The organism is Mesorhizobium sp. Mes31 (assembly GCF_024519675.1).
Classification (GTDB): Bacteria; Pseudomonadota; Alphaproteobacteria; order Rhizobiales; family Rhizobiaceae; genus Mesorhizobium.
In genome coordinates this window covers 221,607-225,720 of record NZ_JALJRL010000012.1, presented here as the reverse complement: position 1 = coordinate 225,720, position 4,114 = coordinate 221,607, and the positions used below count along the sequence as shown (strand labels likewise).

7 protein-coding genes are annotated in these 4,114 nt (G+C 60.1%); 4 read left to right on the top strand and 3 right to left on the bottom strand.

The features are described from left to right. Nucleotides 1–52: 52 nt before the first annotated feature. The 3 genes from NR193_RS21515 to NR193_RS21505 all read right to left on the bottom strand — a co-directional run bounded on the left by NR193_RS21515 (nt 53) and on the right by NR193_RS21505 (nt 1,495). The gene (locus NR193_RS21515) at nt 53–520 is read right to left on the bottom strand and encodes an SRPBCC family protein (protein ID WP_256752765.1); all 468 of its coding nucleotides are present in this window, start codon (nt 518–520) and stop codon (nt 53–55) included. Between the two features lie 82 nt (nt 521–602). Next, nucleotides 603–995, bottom strand: a complete 393-nt coding sequence (locus NR193_RS21510) for a VOC family protein (protein ID WP_256752764.1) — start codon at nt 993–995, stop codon at nt 603–605. A gap of 17 nt (nt 996–1,012) precedes the next feature. Next, nucleotides 1,013–1,495: an SRPBCC domain-containing protein gene (locus NR193_RS21505; RefSeq protein ID WP_256752763.1), complete on the bottom strand. Its 483-nt coding sequence runs from the start codon at nt 1,493–1,495 to the stop codon at nt 1,013–1,015. A 51-nt stretch (nt 1,496–1,546) separates the two neighbouring features. Between NR193_RS21505 and NR193_RS21500 the strand changes: the two genes are divergently transcribed. The 4 genes from NR193_RS21500 to NR193_RS21485 all read left to right on the top strand — a co-directional run bounded on the left by NR193_RS21500 (nt 1,547) and on the right by NR193_RS21485 (nt 4,017). Beyond that, nucleotides 1,547–1,870 (top strand): helix-turn-helix transcriptional regulator, encoded by a 324-nt coding sequence (locus NR193_RS21500; RefSeq protein ID WP_256752762.1) that lies wholly within the window; start codon nt 1,547–1,549, stop codon nt 1,868–1,870. Nucleotides 1,871–2,082: 212 nt separating this feature from the next. Further along, a complete protein-coding gene (locus NR193_RS21495; protein ID WP_256752761.1) occupies nt 2,083–2,832 on the top strand; it encodes a YebC/PmpR family DNA-binding transcriptional regulator in 750 nt (249 codons plus the stop codon). 91 nt (nt 2,833–2,923) lie between these two features. Beyond that, complete coding sequence (locus tag NR193_RS21490) at nt 2,924–3,709, top strand: RDD family protein (RefSeq protein ID WP_256752760.1); 786 nt, start codon at nt 2,924–2,926, stop codon at nt 3,707–3,709. Next, a complete protein-coding gene (locus NR193_RS21485; protein WP_256752759.1) occupies nt 3,706–4,017 on the top strand; it encodes a SelT/SelW/SelH family protein in 312 nt (103 codons plus the stop codon). Before NR193_RS21490 ends, NR193_RS21485 begins: the two co-directional genes overlap by 4 nt. Nucleotides 4,018–4,114 lie beyond the last annotated feature (97 nt).

Genomic DNA, 4,114 nt, shown 5'->3' with positions numbered 1-4,114 from the left:
GTTTGAGCATGATCTTTCCCGAAAACCGGATTCCACTTTTCGGGATCATGCTCTAATGCCCCGGCACACCCTTCGGATGGCGGTCGCCGATCAGGCCCAGCGTCTGACCCTGCTCCAGCCAGGCCTTGGCGCCGGCCAGCACGAGCGAGAAGCCACCGGTTGAACCGATGGCCTCTTTCACCTGCTCGTCGCCATTGCCGGCGAAGCCGAAGTTGCGAACCTGCAGAAAGGTCGCTTCGCCTGGCATTTTGGTGAAGGTCCAGACCACCGTGGTCGGCGGATCGCTCCATTGCATGACGATCTTTTCATTCGCGACGATGTCGCTGACAACGACCGTCGTCGAGACGTCGTACATGCGCCATTCCCAGCGAACGTCCTTGCCGCTGTCCAGCCGGCCGCTGCCGTGGGTGAACCAGAATTTCGTGGTGACGGCCGGATCGACGATGGCTTCAAACACGTCGGCGACGGGCCGCCGGATCAGCATGCCGGCTTCGGCGGTTGGTGTCTGGTGAATGTCCATGGCAACTTTCCTTCGATAGATCGTCGCTGATTTTGTCAGCCGGTCAGCCCCCGTGCCTACCGGCCGCTTGCTGTCCAGCTTTCTATGCCAGGTTGACCTGCCAGGAGACGCCGAACCTGTCGTTCAGCCATGCGAAGCGGCGGCTGAAGCCGTAATTGTCGGGCGGCATCAGGAACCCGCCATCCTTTGCCAGCGTCTCGACGATCCGGTTCAGCTCCTCCTCGGAGGAGCAGTCCACATACAGCGAGACCGACGGCGTGAACGTGAAGGCATGGTGTACGGGGCTGTTGTAGACCATGACTTCCAGGCCGGCGATGGAGACGCGCGCCAGCTTGACCGTTCCTTGCGGGCCGTCTTCGCCGGGGCCGTAACGCGTGACGTCAAGGACGCCGCTGTCGGGAATGGTCTCGCAATAGAGGGTCATTGCCTCCTCGGCCTTGCCCTCGAACATCAGGAATGGCGTCACTTTCTTCATCGCTTTACCTCCGTCACTCAGATGTTGGTCTCGTTGGCGGGTTCGCCCTTCATCTCGCTGCGGTAATAGCCGTCGCGCAGGTTGATGCCGTATTCGACATAGGCCTTCATGCAGGCCAGCATCTGCGACCAGCCCTCGCAGTTGAGGTAGGATTTCTTCAGCCCGGCCGCGCCTTCCTGCCACCCGCTCTCGGCGATGGTGACGAAGGTGCCGCCATCGTCGAGCGGCTCGAAATTCATCTCGATGCGCGTCTTGTAGGCCGGCTTGCCGTCGGCGTCGGTGGCATCCCAGCGCAGCACGATGCGGCTGTCCTTGACCACTTCATCGACCTCGACCGGCACTTTGCCCCACCAGACGACTCCGGCGCCGGCCTCCAGTGGCGCGCTGGCGCCGCCGATGGTGGTGAAATAGCCGCTGAGCTTCTTAGGGTTGACGACGGCGTCGAAGACTTCGGCGACCGGCCTGCCGATGCGTCCGGAAACCCGGAATCCAAGGGACATATCCACAGCTCCTTCCTTGCTCGATCGAACAATATGTTATAGAAATATAACATGTCAAGCCGATCGCAAGACGACAATGTTTTCAAGGCGCTGGCCCATCCACGCCGACGCGAAATGCTGGATCAGCTGAAGGACACGCCGAAGACCACCGGCATGCTGTGCGACGCCTTCCCCGACATCGATCGCTGCACCGTCATGCTGCATCTCAAGGTGCTGGAAGAGGCCGATCTGATTGTCGCGCGCCGCGACGGGCGCGAGCGCTGGAACCATCTCAATGCGCTGCCGATCAAGCAGATTCACGACCGCTGGATCAGTCAGTATGCCGGCCATGCGCTCAGCATCATCGACCGGCTGAAGTCCGATCTGGAGGGGTGAGCGCCTGCGGCAGCCCCTGTCATGCGTCCTGTGCGCGGTGCGGCTGGACGAATTGAGCCGATTTATCTATAAGCCGGCCATTCCGACAGAGAGCGCCATACGTCCTCGGGACGCATCAAGGACGTTTTGAAATTTTGAATTCGAGCATTTTGCAAAAGGCGAGGTGATCTGCCTGGCTGCGGGATGCTCTAGCCGAACACGACAGGGGTGCCATGGCTGGCCATTCACAGTTCAAGAATATCATGCACCGCAAGGGCCGTCAGGACGCGGTGCGGTCGAAAATGTTTTCCAAGCTGGCGCGCGAAATCACCGTTGCCGCCAAGAGCGGCACGCCCGATCCATCGATGAACCCGCGCCTGCGCCTTGCCGTGCAGAACGCCAAGGCGGTGTCGATGCCGAAGGACAACATCCAGCGCGCCATCAACAAGGCCTCGATGGGCGATGCCGAGAATTACGAAGCCGTGCGCTACGAGGGCTATGGTCCAGGCGGCGTCGCCGTCATCGTCGAGGCTCTGACCGACAACCGCAACCGTTCGGCGTCGAATGTGCGCGCCGCCTTCACCAAGGCTGGCGGGGCGATGGGCGAAACCGGCTCGGTGTCGTTCATGTGGGACCGTGCCGGCGAGATCTATTACCCGGCATCGGTCGGTGACGCCGAGAAGGTGATGGACGCGGCGATCGAAGCCGGCGCCGACGACGTGCAGTCCGATGAGGAAGGCCACACCATCTATTGCGCCTTCGAAAATCTCGGTGAGGTGTCGAAGGCACTGGAAGGCGCGCTCGGCGAGGCTGAATCGGTAAAGCCGATCTGGAAGCCGCAGAACAATGTTCCGGTCGACGAGGAGCGGGCACAGTCGCTGATGAAGCTGGTCGCCACGCTCGAGGATGACGACGACGTCCAGAGCGTCTACGCCAACTTCGAGGTCGACGACGAGACGATGGCCAAGCTCAGCGCGGCATGAGCTGTGGAAACGCCGCACGATTGACGCGTATCCCGATATCATAAGACGCCCTCTCTAAAGTATAGATCGTCAGTTATCGACGGGAGGGGAGATGACTGACGAAGGGATTGAACTTGCCGATGCGACGGCTTGGCCTCGCCCCGGCGGCTTTTGGCGACGGCTTTTCGCGGCGCTCATCGACTATCTTGTCGTGCTCATACCCCTTTATTCGCTGGTAGCAGGTTTGTTCCTGCTGACCGACGGTGGGGTGAAAGGCCATTTCTGGCTAAACTGGAGATTATGCCAGTCAGCCACCGTCAATGGAAATCCTTCGCTTGCCCGCTACAACTGGCAGGCGTGTAAGACATCCGTGTTTGGTGTTCCGGTCGCCGAATGGATAGTCGGCACAAGCACGGATACCCAATCGGGGGCAACCCAGGCCGTTTCGATCGACCTTGATCCGAAGGGGAATCTTCGACCAGCAGCATTGGATTTAGGTTTCCTCGAATTGCTCGTTCTGGCGACCTATCTTCTTGTAATGGAGGCAACCTCTGGCCGGTCGGTCGGCAAGCGGGCTTTGGCGCTCGTCGTGCATGACGAGTACGATTGGCATGGAAGAGGGCTGGCCATACAAAAAGCGGCTCGTCGGCAGGTGATAAAATTCCTCGGCACTTTTCCTGTCGTACTGACTGGGGCCTGGTTTGCGTTTCAGACTTGGAGCAGCGTTCCGGGATCCGCACCGACTTATTCTCGGTTGGAATTTGTCTGCGCATTCGCCGCGCTTGCTTTGGCTTTGATCTGGCCCGTCTGGATCGGACTATCGATAGCTTTGGGCAATGAGCCGATACATGATCGGGTTGCCGACACAACCGTCCGTATGCGCGAGACTCAAGGATGAGCCTGTTGGAGAAACCCCGGATCGTCATCACCTATTGCACACAGTGCCAGTGGCTGTTGCGTGCCGGCTGGATGGCGCAGGAACTGCTCTCCACCTTCGGCACGGATCTCGGCGAAGTGACGCTGGTGCCCGGCACCGGCGGCATCTTCACCGTTTCCTGCAACGACGTGCTGGTCTGGGACCGCAAGCGTGACGGCGGTTTTCCGGACGCGGCCAAGCTCAAGCAGCTGGTCCGCGATGTCATCGACCCGGATCGCGATCTCGGCCATTCCGACCGCAAGGGTCACACGTCAAAAGACCCCGCCTAAGGCGTATTGATATTCAGGTGAGGCCGGTCTGCAAACGGTGTTTTCCTGCGCTTCCGGTGCTCACGTACTTTAAGTACGCTCCGCTCCGGTTCTCGGA